The sequence below is a fragment of the Streptomyces sp. CBMA29 genome (assembly GCF_014596445.1).
Lineage (GTDB): Bacteria > Actinomycetota > Actinomycetes > Streptomycetales > Streptomycetaceae > Actinacidiphila.
Genome location: NZ_MECL01000261.1, coordinates 121390 through 137670, shown reverse-complemented (window position 1 = coordinate 137670; position 16281 = coordinate 121390). Strand labels below are relative to the sequence as shown.

Genomic DNA, 16281 nt, shown 5'->3' with positions numbered 1-16281 from the left:
GTGCGGCCGGACACCGGGCCGGGAGGCCAGGGCGGCGCGCCCGATGGCGCGGGCGGCGAGGCGGCGGTCGCCGACGGCGAGGGCGGCGGACTCGTCGGCCCAGCGTTCGAGGGCGTAGGACAGCGGCCCGCGCAGGCCGCCCAGGGCCGGGTGGCAGGAGGAGGCGAGGGCGAAGGCGGCGAGGAAGAGGTGGTGGCGCCCGGCGAGGTGGGCCCGCTCGTGGGCGAGCAGCGCCTCGCGCTCGGCGGGACCGAGGGCGCGCAGCATCCCGGTGGTGACGACGATCCGGCCGGGCCGTCCGGGCAGCGCGTACGCGTCGGGCCCGGGGTCCTGGAGGACGGTGAGGTCACCGGCCGCCGTACCGGCCGCGACGGCGCGCCTGCGGGCCCGCGCGGCCAGCACGAGGTGGCGGCGCGAGGTGCGGACCAGCGCCGTGACGACGGCGGTCAGCAGCACGGCGGCGACGCACGCGGCGGCCACCGTCACCTGGTCGCCGACGACCGGCAGCACGAAGTGCGCGAAGGCGGCGACCGGCGGGAGCCGCAGGGCGCCGGCCCCGGCGAGCAGCAGCAGCGCGGTGGTGCTGCACGCGGCGAGCGCGACGGCGGACCCGGCGAGCAGCCAGGCCGCCGCGCGCGGCGGCAGCGCGTCGGCCAGCCGCCGCGCGGCGGGCACGGCGAGCAGCGGGAGCAGCAGCGGCGCCCAGACGGCGAGGTTCACGGGCCCTCCGCCTCGGGGGAGTCGTCCTCCTCCGCCTGGACCAGCAGCTCGCGCAGCAGCCGTTCGTCGTCCGGGTCGAGCTGGGAGACGAAGCGGGCCAGGACCGTACCGCGGTCGTCCTCACCGGACTTGTCCAGCTCGGTGCGCATGCGGCGGGCGGCCAGGCCCGGCGAGTCCTGGACCGGCAGGTACGCGTAGCCGCGCCCCCAACGGGTGCGGCTGACGGACCCCTTCTCGTAGAGGCGCGCGAGGATCGTGGTGACGGTGGTGCGCGCGAGGGCGGTGCCCAGATCGCGCTGGACGTCGGCGGGGGTCAGGGCGCGGCCGTCGGCCGCCCACAGCGCGGCCAGCACGCTCGCCTCGAGTTCACCCGAAGGCCGCCGGGCCGACGCGTTGGCCTCCGTCATGGATCGCCCCTTCCGGCTCGTTCGTCTACAGTTCTGTAGACCGACTACACGACTGTAGTCGGGGAGGGTGCCGCGCGGCACCCCAGGACCCATTATGGGAGGGCCCCACCGTCATGCCCCTGCCCGCGCTCGATCAGGCCGTGAACGTCCTGGACGCGACCTCCCTGCTGTCGTCCTTCGGGGCCGTCGGCATCGCGGTCATCATGTTCGCCGAAACCGGCCTGCTCATCGGCTTCTTCCTGCCCGGCGACTCGCTGCTCTTCACCGCCGGGCTGCTGTGCGTGCCCGGCGCCTCCGATGTGGTGCATCTCTCGCTGTGGCAGGTGCTGCTCGCCGCCCTGGCCGGGGCGCTGCTGGGGGCGCAGACCGGTTACGTGATCGGACGGCGCGGCGGCCCCGCGCTGCTGAACCGTACGAAGAACGCCAAGCTGCACGAGGGCGCGGCCAGAGCCGCGGAACTCCTCGAACGGTACGGGCACGCCAAGGCCGTCGTCCTGGCCCGCTTCATCCCCATCGTGCGCACGGTGCTCAACCCGCTCGCCGGGACGCTGAACGTGCCGGCCCGCACCTTCACCGTCTGGCAGATCGCGGGCGGCGCCGTCTGGACCGTCGGGCTGGTGCTCGGCGGCTACGGACTCGGCTCGTCGATCCCGCACGTGGACACGTATCTGCTGCCGATCGTCGCGGTGATCGTGGTCGTCTCGCTGGCGCCGCTGGTCCTGGAGGTACGGCGCAGCCGCCGCAACGGCGCGAAGGCCGCCGGCGCCGCCTCCGACGTATCCGCACCCGGCGTGACGAACCCCGCCGTGACGAACCCCGCGGTGAGCACCCCCGCCGCCGTCTCCTCCTCCGACCCGGAGCGCCCGTGACCTCGCAATTCGACGCGGGCCTGTACCGCTGGATCACCGACCTCGCGGGGCGCACCCCGCAGCCCCTGGACGACACCGTCCGCTTCTTCAGCGACTACGGGATCGGCCTCTTCGCCGTCCTGATGCTGATCGTCTGGTGGCGGGCCCGCCCCGCCGGGTCCGCCGCCATGGCGGCGGCGCTGTCCGTGCCGCTCACCGTCGTGGTCGCCTTCCTCGTCAACGACGGGGTCAAGGCGGTCTTCGACGAGCAGCGGCCCTGTCAGACGCTGCACACCGTCACGGTCGAGACGTGTCCGGCGCTCGGCGACTGGTCCTTCCCCAGCAACCACTCCGCCATCGCCGCGGCCGCCGCCGTCGCCCTGCTCCTCGCCGACCGGCGCCTGGGACTGCGCTACGCCGTCCCCCTCGCCCTCCTCATGGCCGCCTCGCGCGTCTGGATCGGCGTCCACTACCCGCACGACGTCGTCGTCGGCCTCCTCGTCGGCGCCCTCGTCGCCTGGCCCGTCTCCCTCCTGGCCCCCCGCGCCGCCCCCGCCGTCGACCGCCTGCGGTCCACCAGACTCCGCCCCCTGGTGTACGCCCTGCGGGCCGCCGAATAGCCGGTGCGCCACCCCGGCGCGGGCCCTGCTTCAGGGTCGGGCCCGCGGCCTCACACGCGGGATTTCAGCACGTCGACCTCGCAGCCGGGCGCGAACGGGTCGAAGCCGTGCTCGACCAGCCAGCGGACCCCCAGCAGGCCGCGCACGGACCACCACGCGCGCAGCACGTCGAGATCGACGTCGGCGCCGTAGCCGACGAGGAGGTCGCCGAGGCGCGCCTCGTGTCCGAGCGTCAAGGTGGCGAGGTCGAAGAGGGCGTCGCCCCGGCCCGCCTCGGACCAGTCGATGACGCCGGTGACCTCGGCGCCGACGACGAAGACGTGATCGATCTGGAGGTCGCCGTGCGCGAACACCGGGGTCCACGCCCGGAGCGCGGCCTCGGCGACCCGGCGGTTGCGGGTGACCAGGTCGGCGGGCAGGACGCCGCTCGTCACGAGCGCCTCGCACTCGGCGTCGAGTTCCGCCGCCAACTCGTCGGGGTCCCGGCGGCGCCGGCCCGGCCAGGGCGGCAACGGCGCGTCGTGCAGCCGCCGGACGGCGGCGCCCGCCGCGGCCCACGCCGCCGGGGACGCGGCCGACGGCTCACCGAGGCGGCCGAGCGCCGTCCCACGGACCGCGGCGAGCGCGAGCACGGGCGGCCTGCGCCACAGAACCTCCGGGGTCGGCACCGGCGCCAGGGCCATCGCCCCGACCTCGACGTCGATACGCGCCTGGTCGGCGTCCACCTTCAAGAACACGTCGCCGACGCGCAGGGTCGCGCGCTCGGAGTGGGCGACCACCACATTGACCTCGTCCATGAGCGGCCAGTATCCGGGGGACGGTCGGCCCGCGTCACCTGATATGTCGCGCGGGCCGGCCGCCGCCCGCTACCCCACGGCCGTACCGCCGCCCCCCGCGTAGGCGGACGTGAGGGCGGACCAGCGGGCCGCCTCGGCGGGGGTGAGACGGTCGCGGAGGGCGGCGAGGTGGAGGAGGGCCGATTCGGCGCCGGAGGCGAGGGTCTGGGCCTCGGCGCGGTAGTGGTCGTCGATGACGGCCTCCAACTCGGCTTCGTTCATGGCGGGTTGGATACGGGCGGCGAGGCGGGACATCGTGCGGTAGGAGCCCTGGAGGAGGAAGGGCGGTTCGGTGCGCGAGGCGTCGGTGCGGGCCGCGGAGGCGATATAGGCGGCGTTGACGGCCAGCACGGTGGCGCGGGCGCGCAGCAGATGGCGCAGGACGGCCACGATGTCCTCGCGCTCGGCGGCCGGATAGGGGTGGGCGAGGTCGTCCGCGCGGGCGGTGGGGTCGTCCTCGGCGAGCCGGATGAGGAGTTCGAGGTCGCCGCGCTCCCGCCCGGCCAGCGGCGCGAGCGTCTCGTTGGCGGTGAGCGCGTTCTCGACGTAGCTCAGGGCGAAGAGCGCTTCGCGCCCGGTCAGTACGTCACCGAGATTCCAGACGTCGGCGCGGTTGGCGAGCATGTCCGGGACGCGGAAGAGGCGCCCTGACTCGGTGTACGGGTTGCCCGCCATGCAGACCGCGAACCGCTTGCCCCGCAGGTCGTACGTGCCCGCCGCGCCCTCGACGCGGCGCTGCGCGTCGCACAGCGTGATGAATTTTTGCAGCAGCTCGGGCGAGGTGTGCTGGATGTCGTCCAGGTAGAGCAGCACGTTGGAGCCCAGCTCCAGCGCGAAGTTGATCTTCTCGACCTCGCGGCGCGAGGTGGCGTCGGGGGCGCGCTCGGGGTCGAGCGAGGTGACGCCGGTGCCGAGCGCGGGCCCGTCGATGGTCACCAGGGCGAGCCCGAGCCGCGCGGCCACGTACTGCACGAGCGAGGTCTTGCCGTAGCCGGGCGGCGACATCAGCATCAACAGGCCGCCGGACGGCCCGAATTGGCGGGCGAGGTTGTCGCCGATGAGCGGCAGCGACACCTCGTCGAGCAGCCGGTTGCGGACGAAGCCGGTCAACGGCCGCGGGCGGTAGGCGTCCAGGTCGAGGCGGTCGCGCTCGGCGGCCACCACGGAGGTGCGGTGCCGCTGGTAGGTGCGGTAGGCCGGTACGTCCTCGGCCCTGAACCGCCGTACGCGGGTGAGGGTTTCGTCCAGGCGCACCGCCATCCGCCGCCCGGTGATCCGGGGGTGGGTGCCCAGCAGCCCGGTCACGGTGGTGCCGACGGCCGCCTCGGAGGCGTAGACCGCGAGGTCGGGCCCGCAGACGAACGCGGCGGCGGCTTCCATGAGTTCGCCGTCCACGGAAGAGACCGAAGAGGTCGAGGCATGGGCGCCGAGCCAGCCCGTCACGAGCTGCCAGCGCGCGCCCAGGTCGTCGCCGAGCGCGCCGAGGTCGTCGAGGAATTCCTTGTAGGGCACGCCCTGCGCGCCGCCGAGCGCGGAGACGAACCGCTCGCGCAGTGCCCGCGCCTCGGCGCCGCCGACGAAACCGGTCCGCTCGGCGGCGAGTTCGGCCACCAGGTAGTCGCCGACCGGTGTCCCCTCCCCCGCCGCGCCGATCCGGCCGAGCCCCGTACGGGCCGCGAAGTCCCGTACGGCCACGTCGAGTTCGGCGGCCAGCTCGGCCAGCGCGGGGACGGCGACCGAGGTGTCACCGAAGGCAGCGGCGGCCCTGCCCAGCGAGCGGGCCCTGGTGGTCCAGGCCAGGCGGGCGGCCGGGGCGGCGCCGTGGGTCCAGAAGAGCTGGGCTAGGGCGCGGTCGGCCGCGGGGTGGCGGAGCAGGCCGGCGGCCGTGTCCAGCTCGTGCAGCGCGGTCAGCAGCAGCGTCGCGTCGTGGTCGTGGACACCGCGCTCGTACCCCTCGTCGAGCCGGTCCGCGGCGGCCTCCTTGACCAGCGCGGGGATGTCGGTCAGCGAGCCGGGGGCGTCGAGCAGCAGGGTCGCGGCGAGGTATTCGGCGCGGTAGAGGCCGGGCGACTCCGAGACGACCGGGCGGTCCCAGAAGCGGCGGGTGGCCGCGAAGGCGGGGTCGGCGACCGGCACGAGGTAGTCGGTGCCCGAGATAGCGAAGGCGAGTCCTTCGGCGTGCGGGACGAGGGCGAGTTCCAGCGGCTGGGTGTTGACGGCGAAGCGGTGGCGGCCGAGCCGGATCACGGTGCCGTCGGCGTCGTAGAGGTCGAGCCGGTCGCGCAGCGAGCGGCCCGCGTCCTGCCGGGCCGCGGCCAGTGCCGCCTCGGCCTCCGCGGCCCGCGCCGGGTCGCCGAGGTCCCGCAACTGCCCGGCGATCCGCCGGTGTTGGGCGGCCATCGGGTCGGACGCGAAGTAGGTGTTGACGTCGTCCAGGCTGGGCAGCGCGGCGGCGCGGCGCCGCACCCCGGCCAGGACGCGCTCGGCGGAGGCCGCCAACCGCTGTGCCCGCTGGGCGCGTTCGTCGGCGAGCGCCTGCTTGCGGGCGGCGAAGGTCTGGTGGATCTCCTCGCGGCGCTCCTCCAGGGCCGCGAGCCGGATGTCGTCGGCGGCGAAGCGCGTGGTCAGGTTCTCGATCCTGACCAGCAGCCGGCCGAGCTGTTCCTCGCAGTGCTCCGGGGTGTCGGCGGCGGCCAGCGCTCCGCTGACGCTCTGCGCCAACAGCGCGCTCTCGGCGGCGAATTCGCCCTCGGACTCGGCGGCGGCCAGCTCCCTGCGGCGGCCGTCGAGCAGGGCCCGCGCCTGGTTGACGGCGCCGAGCACATCGGCGACCGCGGCCAGGATGCGGGTGCGGACGGTCGCGTCGTCGATCTCCAGGGTGCCGACGATCTCGGTGACGGTGGCGAGCCCGGTGGCCTGCTCGTCCAGGACGGCGGCCACCTCGGCCGCGTCCGCCGCGGCCCCGATGGCCTCGGCGTCGGCGGCGGTCGCGGCGACCCGGTCGCGGTAGCCGTCGAAGGCGTGCTCGTCGGCGAAGTACCCGGCCGCGCGGCGCGCGGCGTCCGCCAGGTCCTTGGCCAGGCTCACGGTGAGCGCGTCCAGGCGCTCGGCGTCGACGTACCGCATCTCGCGCAGGGACATCAAGTGCCCCTGCGCGCGCCGCAGTTCGGTGAGCCGTTCGACCCACTGGTCCGCGGACCTCACGGCCTCGCCGCGCGCCTGGCGGACGAGGACGGCGATCCGGGCGGCGCTCTCGTCGACGGCGGTCACGGCGCGCGCGGTCAGGTCGCGGACCCGCGCGTACTCGGCGAGCACCTGCCGTCCGGTGTCGCGGACCTGGGCCAGCGGCGTGACCAGGTCGCCGGAGGCCGCGTTCCCCGGGGCGGAGTCCTCCTCGATGTCGCCGAGCCAGTGGTAGCGGTCGAGCACCCGCTCGCACTCGCCGACCAGCGCCTCGTAGCCGGGCAGCGCGGGCGCGGCCTCCAGGGCCAGCGCGGTACGGGCCACCGACAGCGTGTCCGCGACGGCCCGCACCAGGTCCGGGTTGCCGATCCGCTCCAGCGGGCCGCCGCCGACCGGCTGCGCGGCGGCGTAGGCGTCGGACAGGAACGGCGTCTCCCAGCGCTGCACCATGTGCACCCGGGCCGCCTCGCCGCCGTCGGCCGGGCGCAGCGTCAGCAGCGTGCCGTCCTCGTAGAGCGCGGCGCCCTGGACGTGCAGCGGCGCGGCGGCCTCCTTGCGGATGAGGTTGTACGGCAGCAGCAGGCGGCGGCCGTCGGCGGCGAGGAAGACGTACAGCACGTCCTCGCCGTTCGCGGACCGCACGATCCGCTCGAACTCCAGCTCCTCCGGGCCGGTTTCGTACGCGCGGGTGCCGCCGGTGGCGAGCGCGTAGCCGCCGGGGAAGACCACGCCCTGGTCGTCGGGGAGCCGCAGGCACGCCTGGCCGAGGGCGTCGAGCCGTTCGATCTCGCCGGTCCTGGTGTTGACCGCGAAGTGCCGGTCGGCGTCCTCGCGGTACGGCCGGACGCGCAGCAGCACCAGCGGGCCGACGGTGGCGTACGCGACGTCGGCGTCCGCGAGGGCCTGGAGCGCGTCCTCGACGGGCTCCTCGTACGACGCCTCGTCGGCGCCGATGGCGAGGGTGCCGCCGGAGGTGGCGACGGTGACGGTGCCGCCGTCCGCCGCGGTCAGCGCGAGGTGCGGATCGCGCCCCGCGACCTGGTCCTCGCGGGTGACGGCCGCCCATGCGACGGTGTAGACGCCGCCGTCGGAGTCGGCCCACTCCTCGCGCGCGGTCCCCTCGTACGCGCAGCTCCCGTCGGCCGCGACCCGCCAGCCGACCACGCGGACGTCGCCGGCGCCGGGCCCGGTGCTGAAGACGGCGAGCAGCCGCCCCTCGGCGACGCGCAGCCGCAGCAGCCGCGTCTGCCGGTAGTAGCGGTACAGCTCGCCGAACTCCCGTACGAACACCGGGTCGTCGAGCAGCCCGGCGGGACCCGCGTCACCGGCCGCACCGCCCTCGCCATCCGCACGGCCCTCACGGCTCGCACCGCCCTCGCCGACCGACGCCGCCCGGAGCGCCTGGAAGACGTCGCCGACCGAGGTGACCTCCGGCGGGTTCGAGGCGAAGAGCAGATACGGGCCGACGGCGGCCACGTCCGCCGCCTGCGCGGGGTGGGCGGTGCGCAGCCGCTCGGTGCCGTCCAGGCGCAGCTCGGTGCTGCCGAACACCTCCTGGCGGCGGGAGTTGAGCGCCCCCGCCCGGTCCGCGAGCAGCCGCGCGGACGCGGTGAGCCGTGCGCGCAGCACCTCGTACGCGTCCCCGTCGAGCCCGCCCGCTGCTCCCCCGCCCGCCGGGCGCGGCCCCCCTGAGGCCGCGCCCGGCGAACCCTCGGGCGCCGTGCCCCGCGGTTCCCGCACCCCGCTCACGCCCGGCCCCCTCACTTCTTGACGAGGCCGTTGGCCGAGGAGGCCGCGGGCTGGGCGTCGGGCGCGGCACCGCGCAGAGCGCTCAGCGGCGCGTCGGCGAGGCCCAACGACCGCGCCTGGTCGAGGAGTTTGTTCAGCGAACCCGTCTGGGGACCGCCCTCGGCGATCAGGCGGCCGAGCACCGCGGAGACGGTGAGGTTGGCGACGTCACCGGACCCGAGCGAGGACAGCACGCGCGTGGCGTCCTCGGTGAAGCTGTTGCCCGAACCGTCGAGCCAGGTGCCCGCGAGCGTCTTGACGGTGTCGGAGTTCGCCACGAAGTTGTCGACGCTGCGCCCGGCCGAGACCGCGCCGAGCAGCTTGTCGAAGAAGACGCTGTCGCCGCCGACGATCTGGATGTCGGCGTGCTCCAGGCCGGTGGCCAGCACCGACGCCTGCGCCTCGGCGATCGAGCGCTGCGTGTCGAGCCCTGCCATGCGGATGTCCTTCTCCGCGGCGAGCCGCAGCCGGTACTCCTCGTGGCCGCGCGAGGCGTCGTCGAGCGCCGCCATCGCGGCGGCCTTCTCCGTCAGACCCTCGGCCTCCGCCTTCAGCTTCTCGCCGATCATCGCCGCGTCGGCCTTCGCCTGCGCGGTCGTGCCCTCGGCGGTGGCGAGCGCCAGCAGCCGCGAGCCCTCCGCCTCCGCCTTGAGCCGCGCCTCGGTGGCCTCGGCCTCGGCGTGACCGACCTTGGTGATCGCCTCCGCGCTGCGCTCGCGCACCTCGACCTCGGCGAGCCCGGCCGCCGCGGCCTCCGCCCGGATGCCCTCGGCCAGCCGGATCTTGGAAGCGGCGTCCAGCTCGGCGGCCTGCTTACGGGCCTCGGCCATGGTCAGCGACTCGCGCGCCTTGTGGTGCGCGGCCTGCTCGGACGCCTCGGCGGCCTTGATGTCCTTGACGAGCTGCTCCTGCGCCTGCGCCTCCGCGGTGATGATCAGCGCCTGCCGCTCCCGCTCGGCCTCCTGCACCAGCCGCAGCGCCTTGATCGACTCCTCCTGCTCGGCCACCGTGCGGTCGACCGCGATCCGCTCCCGGATGACGTCGGCGACCTCGCGGCGCTCGGACTCGACCTCCTTCTCCTTGGAGATCCGGGACAGCTCCGTCTCCCGCTCGCGCGCGATGACTTCGAGGACGCGGTCCTTCTCGATCCGCTCGTTCTCCACGGCGATGACCCGCTCGCGGTTCTTCTGCGCGACCGCTATCTCGCGCTGCTGGTTCTCGCGCTGGACGCCCAGCACTTCCTCGGTGCGGATGAACGCGCCCTGCGCGCCCAGGCGTTCCTCCTCCTGCACGCGAGCGGTGGCCGCCTCTTCCTTGGCGCGCAGCGTCTCGACCTCGCGGCGCTGCTTGATCTCGGCCTCGGCCTGACGGCGTTCGAGCTCCAGGATGGTCTCGCGCGCGTCGACGTTCTGCCGGGTGATCTCCTTCTGCTCGGTGCGCTGGAACTCGTTGGTGCGCACGTGCTCGATCGCCGTCAGCTCGGTGATCTTCCGGATGCCCTGCGCGTCCAGGATGTTGGCCGGGTCGAGCTGCGTCATCGGGGTCTGCTCAAGGAAGTCGATCGCGCAGTCTTCCAGGTGGTAACCGTTGAGGTCGGTGCCGATGACCTGGATGATCCGGTCGCGGAAGTTCTCGCGGTGGGTGTAGAGGTCGACGAAGTCGAGCTGCTTGCCGACGGTCTTCAGCGCCTCGGAGAACTTCGCGTTGAACAGCGTCTGCAACGTCCCCTGGTGGCTGGCCCGTTCGGTGCCGATCGCCTGCGCGACCTTGATCACGTCCTCCTTCGTCTTGTTGACGCGGACGAAGAAGGTCAGGTGGATGTCGGCGCGGATGTTGTCCTGGCAGATCAGGCCCTCGCGGCCGGTGCGCTGGATCTCGATGGTCTTCACCGAGATGTCCATCTGCTCGGACTTGTGCAGGACGGGCAGCACGACGGCGCCGGTGAAGGTGACGTCCACGTGCTTCGCCTTGGAGATGATCAACGCCTGGCCCTGGGCGACTTTTCGGAACAGCCGGCTCACGGTGAACAGCGTTCCGATGGCGATGAGCAGGAGCACTCCGAAGAGCACGCCGATTCCGATAGCGGTGGCATCCATGGCAGATCCTCAGGTTCTACGGGTCTGGGTGGTGCGGGGACGTTGTGTGCCGCGGCGGCGAAGCGGTGCCGTCGCGCGGCGAGGCAGAGCGACCGATACGGTTCGGCCGACATGGGTGTGGCGAGGAAGGAGCGTTCAGGCGTTGAACCGCTCAGGCCGTCGCGGGGCCGATGCGTTCGTAAGGGTCGAACGGCGCGACCCAGAAGAACTCGCCGTCGGGCTCGTACGCGTAGATCAGCGCGGTGCTGCCCGCCGCGTAACCGTCCTCGCCGCTCTGCCGGACCTGGACCACCGCGGTGGAGCCGTCCGGCGAGGTGACCTCGGCCTGGCCGAAGGCGCCGGTGACGCGTCCGGTGCGGATCACGCAGGGCTGCCCGACGAAGTCCTGGCGTGAGGGCGGGCGTTCGTGCGGGAAGAGCCGTCGCAGCGGGCGGACCAGCACCCAGGTCAGTGACCAGGAGCCGATCACGGCGCCGCACAGGACGGCGAAGGACAGCAGCGTACGCACCAGGCCCGGCAGGTCGGCGCCGTCGAGCGCCGCGGAGCCGGCCAGGCTCAGGAACCAGGCGAGCGCGGTGAGCAGCGAGAAGACGACGGTGACGGGCACGCCGTCCAGTCCCGTGGCGGCCAGCAGGCCGCCGAGTCCGCCGTGGCCCTCGTGGCCGCCGTCGGCGTCCGGGGCGTCGTGCGCGTGCGCGTCGAGGCCGCCGTCGTGTCCGCCGCCGCCGAAGTCGGCGTCGGGGCCGTGGTGTCCGGGTCCGTCGGCATCGGCCCCCCCGAGGAGCACAACGAGCCAGAAGCAGACCACGACCACCAGGGCCCCGCCGAACAGGACGGTCGGAAAGCCGAGAACGATGCTGGTGAACTCCCCCATCCCCAACACCTCCCCCCTGTGCGGCTCTCCCCCGCCCCGCGATGATTGTCGCAGTCCAAGGACCTTTGTCGCATTGCCGGTTCCCGGCAGTCTTCACCGCTTCTACACGTCCTGAACCGGCCGCAACCGAAACGGCTCCGGCCGCCGTCCGCGCGGAGTGACCCGTACGGGAGGGCGGCCGGAGCCGTGAAGTACGCCGTGCCAGGGCGCGAGAAGGGGCCTCAGCCCTGGGCGGCCTCGATCTCCAGGGCGATGCGGATCTTGTCGCTGACGGCCGCGCCGGCGGCGCCGCCGGTCACGCCGAATTCGGTGCGGCTGATCTCGGTGGCGGCCGAGAAGCCCGCGATGGCGTGGCCCTGGGGGGCGGTGCCGAAGCCGTTCAGTTCGAGCTGGAGGGTGACGGTCTTGGTCACGCCGTGCAGCGTCAGGTCGCCGTCGATCTCGAACAGCTCGGAGGTCTTGGGGCGGATCGCGGTGGAGGTGAAGGTCAGCTCCGGGAACTTCTCGATGTCCAGGAAGTCCGCGCTGCGGACGTGGTTGTCGCGCATCTCGTTGTTGGTGCTCACCGAGGTGGCGTCGATCGTCACGGAGACCTTGGACTCCAGCGGGTTCTCGGCGGTCTCGATGGTGCCCTCGAAGCTGGCGAAGCTGCCGCGGACCTTGGAGACACCCAGGTGACGGACGTAGAAGGAGACATCGGAGTGGACGGTGTCGATGGTCCACTTGCCGGCGACGTAGCCGTCGATCACTGCGGTCTGCGAGGACATCTGGGGACTCCTTGAGCGGCGAACCGGGCTATTTGGTTGAGCGCTCACCCACCATAACGCCATGGTGTTGAGAGTTCAACCACCCGTATGCTGGTGGGCATGGACGATGTGCGCTGGCTGAGCGACGACGAGCAGGAGATCTGGCGTGCGTATATGACCGCGAGCGTGGAGTTCTCGGCGTATATCGACCGCCAGCTCCGCCGCGAGTCCGGCATGCCCATGGCCTACTACGAGATTCTGGTGCGGCTCTCGGAGTCGCCCGGCCGCAGCCGGCGGATGAGCGAGCTCGCGGAAGCCTCGCAGTCCTCGCGCAGCCGCCTCTCGCACGCGGTGTCCGCGCTGGAGAAACAGGGCTGGGTCGTCCGCAGCCCCGCCGACTGCGACCGGCGCGGCTGGGTGGCGACGCTCACCGACGCCGGGTTCGCCGCGCTGGCGGCGGCGGCCCCCGGGCATGTGACCGCCGTCCGCGAGCACCTTTTCGACGTGCTGACCCCCGAGCAGCTGGCCGCACTGCGCGACGCGGGCCGGGCGATCAGCGCCGGCCTCAAGACGGAGTGCGAGGAGGCCCGCTCGGAGGAGGACCGGAGCTGCCCGACGCAGGAGGCGGAAGCCGCGGAAGCAGCCGCGGAAGCCGCCACCGCCCGCGCCGCCGGAACCGCGGCGATACCCGCCGGCGCGACACCGCGCCCGCCGGTCGCGTAAGCCCGCCCGGTCGCGTAAGCCCGCCGGTCGCTCAGGCCCGCCCGCCACGTCGGCGCACCAGGCACGTGAGCGCGGCCCTCGCGCCGGCGGGCCCGTCCACGTCAGCGCACGCGCCGCGTCGGCAGGCCGCTCACAGCGGTTTGGTCGGCCAGTCCAGCAGCCTCGCGCCCATCGCCGCCGTCTCCAGGGTGTAGCGCTGCAAGGCGTCGTCCGGGTCGAAGCCGGTCACGGCGGCGATACGTTCCAGCCGGTACGACAGCGCGCGCACGCTCAGGTCGAGCCGCCGGGCGGCCTCGGCGTTCACGTACCCGGCGGCGGCGTACGCGGTGATCGTCTCCAGCAGCGGCTGCGCGCCGCCGCGCGCTTCCTCCAGCGGGCCGAGCACCGTCTTGACCAGGTCGAGCATCGCCGCGCGGTCGCGCATCAGCACCGGGAAGACCAGCAGGTCGGCCGCGTTGAGCACGGTCGCCTCCAGGCCGAGCCGGTCGGCGAGGTCCAGGGCGCTGAGCGCTTCCTCGTACGAGCGGACCACGCCGGAGGCGCCGCTGTGCGAGCGGCCGACGGCGGTCCTGGGCGCGGCGACGGTCTTCACGAAGGCGTCGAGCACCTGGCGCTGCGTGCCGGGGACGATGCAGACCATCCGGCCGTCCTTGGGCGCGACCAGCGCGTCGTGGTCGCCGAAGCGGCCCGCCAGTTCGCGCTCGACCCGGCTGAGCGCGGGGTGCGTCTCGTCGTACGGCCCGTCCTCGGGGGCCGCGGCGACCGCCACCATGTGCTGGCCCGCGAGCCGCAGTCCGAAGCGCTCCGCCTGTTCCGCGAGCCGGCCGGGGTCGCTGCGGCCGTACAGCAGGTCGTCGACGAAGGCGCCGCGGGCGAGGGCCGCGCGGCGTACCGCGTGCCGCTGCGCCCTGCTGTGGCCCTCGGCGAGGGCGGCGACGCCGGTCTCCAGGGCGGCCAGTACGGCGGCGCCGACCTGCCGCAGCTCGGCGGTGCTCCTGGCGTCCGCCACGCCGGGCAGTACGGGCCAGGTCTCGCGGACGGCGGTGAGGTGGGTGCCGATCAGCGAGGGCAGGGCTATGCCGGAGTCCGCCGCCTGTTCGCCCAGCGCGCGGCGGCTCTCGCGCTCGGCGCGGCTGAGCGCCCGGCAACTGCGGGAGATCTCGGCGAGCGTTTCGGGAAAACCGGTCAGAAACTCCGGCGGTACGGCTTCCGCGGTGCTGCCCGTACCCGTGGTCACCACTGGCCCCCCGTCACTCCATCGGACCCGGCCTTCCGGTTCCTGGACATCAGGAACGTATCAAGGCTGCCGGATCCCGGAAACGGGGGGCGGGGGCAGAGCGCGTCTCAGCAGCGTCCGGCGGGGGGCCGACGGGCGCTTCGCGGTGATTCGGCCCGATACCCGGCGGGCGGGGCGGTGAGCGCCGCGCGCGGGGCGGCTACTTGGCCGTGGTCGTCGGCTGCGGAGCCGGGGTCGTCTCGCTCGCGGTCACGACGTCGCTCGGGGTGATGGCCTCGGGCGCCGGGGTGGCGGTGGCGGTCGGCTCGGCGCTCGCGGGCCCCGTGTCGTCGCTCTTCATCGCCTTCGCCTCGGACTTGAGGATGCGCATCGACTTACCGAGTCCGCGGGCCGCCTCCGGCAGCTTCTTGGAACCGAACAGCACGATGACGACGATCGCCACCACGATCAGGTGCCACGGCTCCAGCCCGTTTCGCAACATGGAGATCCTCGCTTCTTTCTGGGGGCCAACTGTGCCGAATATTTCAGCTTCGACTGTCGCATTGTCACCCGAAAGCCGTCGCCGACGGCACCCGGGTACTCAAAGCATGCGCAAAAAGCTCGTGAACGGGAAGCCCCCCTCCCCCCGGCCCGGTCGGCGGCGGGCCAGGAGAAGGGGGCGGGGGGCAGGCCGTAGGGCGCGTCTGAAGGCGGCCGGACGGGGCCGCGTCACACGCCGAATTTGCCGCTTGTCTTCGGGCTCGATGTGTCCGGGGCCACCGCGTTCGGGTCGGGCAGCGCGTCGATCACCCGCTGCCAGCGGGGGTCGGTGGCGATCTTGGCGAGCTGGGCCGAGCTGAGCGGCGGATTCGGACGTGAGATCGGGGCGTCCTTCTCGTCCCGGGAGTTCCACTCGCTCAGGCTGACCGAGGCGCCGGAGGCCGTGAGGAAGGTCGCGGACCAGTTCTTGGTCTCGGCCCGGTGGTCCGGGTACTCGTAGCCCTTGGAGATCGTCAGCGTGCCGCCGTGCACCCGCGTTGTCGTGCAGGAGACGTTCGGGTCCGGGTCGGGGGTCTCGGGGCACGGTGCCACCGCCTCGTCGCGGCCGACGCCCGCTATCACCAGACCGTTGTCGAAGATGACCGTCGCCAGCGGTATGCCCTCCTCGGTACCGCGGTTCGTCCAGGTGGACTTCTGGATGTGGCCCTTGGGCAGCGTCGACAGGAACACGTCCATGACCTGCTTGGCGGTCATCCCGGGCCTGGCCGGCTTCGCCGAGGAACTGGACTGCTCGGGGTGCGAGGTCGGCGCGGGCTTCGTGGGGGCCGCCGCGACCCGGCCGCTGCCATCGCCCCCGGCCAGGCCGCCGACCAGCGCGCCGCCCACGCCGATCAGGGCGAAGGCCGCGACGCCCGCGGTGATCGCGGCCGTACGGCGGCGGCGCAGCCTGCGGCCGTACGCGTGGCCCTCCGCGACCAGGCCGCGGGAGTCCTCCGGCTGGAACGTGTCGGCGGTGCGGCGCAGCGCGTCGCCCAACTCGTCCTCGAATTCGATCGGTTCGATGGGCATGGCGGAACCACCGTCTCAGTTAGGTGTGTACGGATGCGGTCTACGTGCGGTCTACGTGTCGGGGCACGGCCGCGGGTGCGGCCGGTCGTGCGTTTCCGTGCGTTTGCGTGCGTTTCGGCGGACTCGGCGGGGAAGAGGCGGCTCAGCGGGCGATGAGGTCGGCGAGGCTGCCGCCGAGGTCCGACCTGAGCCGGGCGAGCGCGCGGACTGTGCGGGTCCTTATCGCTCCCGGTGTGGAGCGCAGGGCCTCGGCGGTCTCCTCGATGCTGCGGTCCTCCCAGTACCGCAGCACCAGGACCGCCCGGTCCTTCGGGGAGAGCCTGCCGAGCGCGTCGAGCAGCGTGATCCTGAGCGTCGCGTCGTCGCCGTGCCGCGTGGGGCCGTCCGGCAGCTCCGCGCTCGGGCGTTCCCTGCTGCTGCGCCGCCGCTGGTGGGTCAGGAAGGCGCGGACCAGAACCGTCTGGGCGTACGCGGCCGGATTCCCCACCTTCGCCATCCGGCCCCAGACGACGAACATCCGGCCCAGCGTCTCCTGGACCAGGTCCTCCGCCAGGTGCGTGTCGCCGCTGGCGAGCAGACAGGCCGACCGGTACAGGTGGCTCGCGCGGACCGCCGCGAACTCCAGATACGCCGCCGTCTCCCCCTCCCGCATCCC

The 16281-nt window shown here is 73.6% G+C and carries 14 protein-coding genes; 3 read left to right on the top strand and 11 right to left on the bottom strand.

What is annotated here, in order from left to right; all coding sequences use genetic code 11:
• Together BGM09_RS35685 and BGM09_RS35680 are read right to left on the bottom strand one after the other, a co-directional pair.
• A partial coding sequence (locus BGM09_RS35685; protein ID WP_188285895.1) for a M56 family metallopeptidase occupies window positions 1-720 on the bottom strand: 720 nt, incomplete at its 3' end.
• Complete coding sequence (locus tag BGM09_RS35680; protein WP_188283515.1) at window positions 717-1127, bottom strand: BlaI/MecI/CopY family transcriptional regulator; 411 nt, start codon at window positions 1125-1127, stop codon at window positions 717-719. The genes BGM09_RS35685 and BGM09_RS35680, both read right to left, overlap by 4 nt.
• Window positions 1128-1240: 113 nt before the next feature.
• Here BGM09_RS35680 and BGM09_RS35675 point away from each other — a divergent pair, with 113 nt between their 5' ends.
• Together BGM09_RS35675 and BGM09_RS35670 are read left to right on the top strand one after the other, a co-directional pair.
• Window positions 1241-1996: a DedA family protein gene (locus tag BGM09_RS35675; protein WP_188283514.1), complete on the top strand. Its 756-nt coding sequence runs from the start codon at window positions 1241-1243 to the stop codon at window positions 1994-1996.
• A complete protein-coding gene (locus BGM09_RS35670) occupies window positions 1993-2595 on the top strand; it encodes a phosphatase PAP2 family protein (protein ID WP_188283513.1) in 603 nt (200 codons plus the stop codon). Before BGM09_RS35675 ends, BGM09_RS35670 begins: the two co-directional genes overlap by 4 nt.
• Window positions 2596-2645: 50 nt before the next feature.
• Here the strand turns inward: BGM09_RS35670 and BGM09_RS35665 are convergent, their stop codons facing one another.
• The 5 genes from BGM09_RS35665 to BGM09_RS35645 all read right to left on the bottom strand — a co-directional run bounded on the left by BGM09_RS35665 (window position 2646) and on the right by BGM09_RS35645 (window position 12139).
• Window positions 2646-3392, bottom strand: a complete 747-nt coding sequence (locus tag BGM09_RS35665; protein ID WP_188285894.1) for a phosphotransferase family protein — start codon at window positions 3390-3392, stop codon at window positions 2646-2648.
• A gap of 69 nt (window positions 3393-3461) precedes the next feature.
• Window positions 3462-8363 (bottom strand): DNA repair ATPase, encoded by a 4902-nt coding sequence (locus BGM09_RS35660; RefSeq protein WP_317453022.1) that lies wholly within the window; start codon window positions 8361-8363, stop codon window positions 3462-3464.
• A gap of 11 nt (window positions 8364-8374) precedes the next feature.
• Window positions 8375-10498 carry a flotillin family protein gene (locus BGM09_RS35655; protein ID WP_188285893.1) on the bottom strand — a complete coding sequence of 708 codons (2124 nt, stop codon included), beginning with the start codon at window positions 10496-10498 and terminating at the stop codon, window positions 8375-8377.
• 151 nt (window positions 10499-10649) lie between these two features.
• The gene (locus tag BGM09_RS35650) at window positions 10650-11372 is read right to left on the bottom strand and encodes a hypothetical protein (RefSeq protein ID WP_188285892.1); all 723 of its coding nucleotides are present in this window, start codon (window positions 11370-11372) and stop codon (window positions 10650-10652) included.
• A 221-nt stretch (window positions 11373-11593) separates the two neighbouring features.
• Window positions 11594-12139 carry a YceI family protein gene (locus BGM09_RS35645; RefSeq protein WP_188285891.1) on the bottom strand — a complete coding sequence of 182 codons (546 nt, stop codon included), beginning with the start codon at window positions 12137-12139 and terminating at the stop codon, window positions 11594-11596.
• A gap of 99 nt (window positions 12140-12238) precedes the next feature.
• On the opposite strand from BGM09_RS35645, the gene BGM09_RS35640 reads away from it, so the two are divergent.
• Window positions 12239-12841 (top strand): MarR family winged helix-turn-helix transcriptional regulator, encoded by a 603-nt coding sequence (locus BGM09_RS35640; protein ID WP_188285890.1) that lies wholly within the window; start codon window positions 12239-12241, stop codon window positions 12839-12841.
• 130 nt (window positions 12842-12971) lie between these two features.
• Here BGM09_RS35640 and BGM09_RS35635 read toward each other — a convergent pair whose 3' ends face one another.
• The 4 genes from BGM09_RS35635 to BGM09_RS35620 form a co-directional block, all read right to left on the bottom strand.
• Complete coding sequence (locus tag BGM09_RS35635; RefSeq protein ID WP_188285889.1) at window positions 12972-14078, bottom strand: PucR family transcriptional regulator; 1107 nt, start codon at window positions 14076-14078, stop codon at window positions 12972-12974.
• Between the two features lie 199 nt (window positions 14079-14277).
• Window positions 14278-14559: a Sec-independent protein translocase subunit TatA gene (gene tatA, locus BGM09_RS35630; protein WP_188285888.1), complete on the bottom strand. Its 282-nt coding sequence runs from the start codon at window positions 14557-14559 to the stop codon at window positions 14278-14280.
• Between the two features lie 227 nt (window positions 14560-14786).
• Window positions 14787-15626: a hypothetical protein gene (locus BGM09_RS35625; RefSeq protein WP_188285887.1), complete on the bottom strand. Its 840-nt coding sequence runs from the start codon at window positions 15624-15626 to the stop codon at window positions 14787-14789.
• Between the two features lie 142 nt (window positions 15627-15768).
• On the bottom strand, window positions 15769-16278 hold the full coding sequence (locus BGM09_RS35620) for a SigE family RNA polymerase sigma factor (protein WP_188285886.1): 510 nt from the start codon (window positions 16276-16278) through the stop codon (window positions 15769-15771).
• Window positions 16279-16281 lie beyond the last annotated feature (3 nt).